Annotated in this window: 1 protein-coding gene; it reads left to right on the top strand. The window is 65.7% G+C overall.

Annotation, left to right across the window (positions count from 1 at the left end; all coding sequences use genetic code 11):
* Positions 1 to 47: 47 nt before the first annotated feature.
* Positions 48 to 2906 (top strand): DUF6531 domain-containing protein (locus ACLD1X_RS28985; RefSeq protein ID WP_429373705.1); only part of this gene is annotated, 2859 nt, incomplete at its 3' end.

Here is a 2906-nt window from a genome sequence, read left to right as displayed (position 1 = left end):
CAGCCCGGCGGCCCCAAGACCGACTCCAGCGCACAGGAGTAACGGCCATGTTCGAAGCCGCAAGGTTTGGCGATGAACTGTCGCACACCAGCGCCCTGGGCGGGTTTCTCATCGGCGCGGCGTTGGGCATCGCGCTGGTCGCCACGGTGGCGATCGCAACGTTCACCTGTGGGTTTGGCGTGGCCTTGTTGGCGGGTCTGGCCGCAGGCGTCGGAGGTAGCCTGCTCACCGCGGCGGGGGAGAAGATAGGCAGTATGTTTTCCTCACCCGCGGGGACCCTCGTCACCGCGTCGCCCAACGTCTTCATCAACAGTCGCAAGGCGGCCCACGTCGGAAACAGCACGGGGGCCTGCGACAAGCATCCCGGCCCGGTAAAGGTCGCCGAGGGTTCGACCAACGTCTTCATCAACGGCACGGCGGCCGCGCGCAAGGGCGACAAGCTGACCTGCGGCGCGACACTCTCCAGCGGCTCGGGGAATGTCTTCATCGGGGGCGGCACCTATCGCTACCTGCCGGTGGACGACGAGATTCCCGGTTGGCTGCGCACCACGGTCGACATCCTCATGGCGGTCGCCGGTGCGGCCGGTGGTATCGCCCAACTGATCAAGGCCGGGACCCAGGCCGGCATGAAGGCCATCATGCCCTGCGCACTGAAGTTCACCGCCGGGTTCGTCGCCGGTGAGGTGGCCTCGCGTTACGTCGTGGGGCCGGCCATCGAGCGTGCGGTGGGTGGTCTGATCGGCAACCCGGTCGACGCCACCACCGGGCGCAAGGTCATTACCGACGAAACCGACTTCAGCCTGCCGGGCCTGATGCCGATCCAATGGTCGCGCTTCTATGCCAGCGACCTGAGCCTCGACAGCGTCCTCGGCAAGGGCTGGGTCCTGCCCTGGGAGCAAAGCCTGCGCCGCCGGGGCTCCTTCGTTTACCTCACCGACAATCAGGGGCGCAGCGTTCCGTTCGTGGACGTGCAGCCGGGGCAGCGCATCTACAACCCCCATGAACAGGTGTCTCTGGTCTGCACCGAGGGCGGTCACTACCTGCTGCAAACCCTCGACAACAGTTTTTTCTACTTCGGCGAAGTCGCGGATGACAACATCCCGGTTCCGCTGCAGCGCATCGAAAACGCCCTGGGCCACTTCCTGCATTTCACCCGCACCGCCGAAGGCACGCTCACCGACATCAGCGCCACCGGTGGCGTGCGGGTGCACCTGCATTACGACAACCCGCTGGGCCGCCTGACCGACGTCCGGCGCGTGGTCGACAACGAGGCCGTTGAAACCCTGGTGCAGTACCGTTACGACGCCAACGGCCAGCTCGCTGAAGTGATCAACCGCAACGGCGATTCGCTGCGCCGTTTCAGCTACAGCGACGGCGTGATGGCCAGCCACAGCAACGCCCTGGGCCTGACCTGCAGCTACCGCTGGGAACCCATCGACGGCCAGCCGCGGGTCGTGGAGCACTGGACCAGCGACGGCGAGCGTTTCCAGTTCCGCTACGACGTCAAAGCGCGCACCACGCGGGTCACCGACGCGCTCGGGCGCGAAGCCGAGCTTCACTACAACGCCGATCATCGCGTCACCGCCAGCCGCGACTTCGGCGGCGAGCACTACGTCATCGACCTCGATGACACCGGCAACATGACCGGCCTGACGTTGCCCGACGGCAACAGCATCACGCTCAAGTACGACGACTACTCGCGCCTGCTCGAAGAGACCGACCCGCTCGGGCGCGCGATCAAATACCGCTATCACCACCTGACCCCGCTGGTTACCCGGGTGGACTACCCCGACGGCAGCACCTGGCAAGCCCGCTACGACGACCAGGGCAACCTCATCGCCGAAGTCGACGCCCTCGGCCACACCACCGAATACCTCAACGGCGACGACGGCCTGCCGCACACCATCATCGATGCGACCGGCAAGTCCAAATACCTGTGGTGGAACACCCTGGCCCAGGTCGAGCGCTTCCAGGATTGCTCGGGCAAAAACACCACCTACCGCTTCGACGAACGCCAGCACCTGGTCGCCGTCACCGACGCGCTGGGCCAGACCACCTCGCTGGAACGCAAGCCCGACGGCGAAGTGCTGCGCATCCATCATCCGGACGGCAGCACCGAATCGTTCACCTACAACGCCCTCGGCCAGGTGCTCAGCCACACCGACGGCAAGGGCCAGACCACGCGCCTGCTGCGCACCGCCCGGGGCTTGCCGGGCAGCCGCCAGGACGCCAAGGGCCAGCGCATCCGCTACGAATACGACCCGGCGATTCGCCTGACCGCGCTGATCAACGAAAACAACGCGGCGTACCAGTTTGCCTACGACGCCTCCGACCGGCTGATCGAAGAACAACGCATCGACAACCTGACCCGGCGCTTCAGCTACAACCTCGGCGGGCACCTGACCCAGGTCGATGAAATTGGCTACGGCGAACGCGGCGAACGGCCACAACGCCGCACCGAATTCGAGCGCGATAGCATTGGCCGGTTGCTGGCCAAGCGCAATGGCGATGCCCGTCAGGACTACCGGTATGACGACGGCGACCGCCTGCTGTCGATCCAGCGCCAGCCGACCGCACAGGGCAAGCAACTCGGAATCAGCGAAGAAACGCTCGAATTCTCCTACGACCGGCTCGGCCGCCTGGTCCAGGAGACCACGGCGCAAGGCACCTTGTCCTACGACTACGATCCACTGAGCAACCTCACCACCCTGACGTTGCCCACCGGCCAGCACCTCAATCACCTGTATTACGGCAGCGGCCACCTGCACCAGCTCAACCTCGACGGCCAACTGATCAGCGACATCGAGCGCGACGACCTGCACCGCGAAGTCCTGCGCACCCAGGGCACGCTCACCAGCTGCTTCGGCTACGACGCCCTGGGCCGCAAGAGCTGGCAGTTCGCCTCG

Source organism: Pseudomonas sp. 18173 (genome assembly GCF_050432945.1).
Classification (GTDB): domain Bacteria; phylum Pseudomonadota; class Gammaproteobacteria; order Pseudomonadales; family Pseudomonadaceae; genus Aquipseudomonas.
This window is presented reverse-complemented; position numbering and strand designations above follow the sequence as displayed.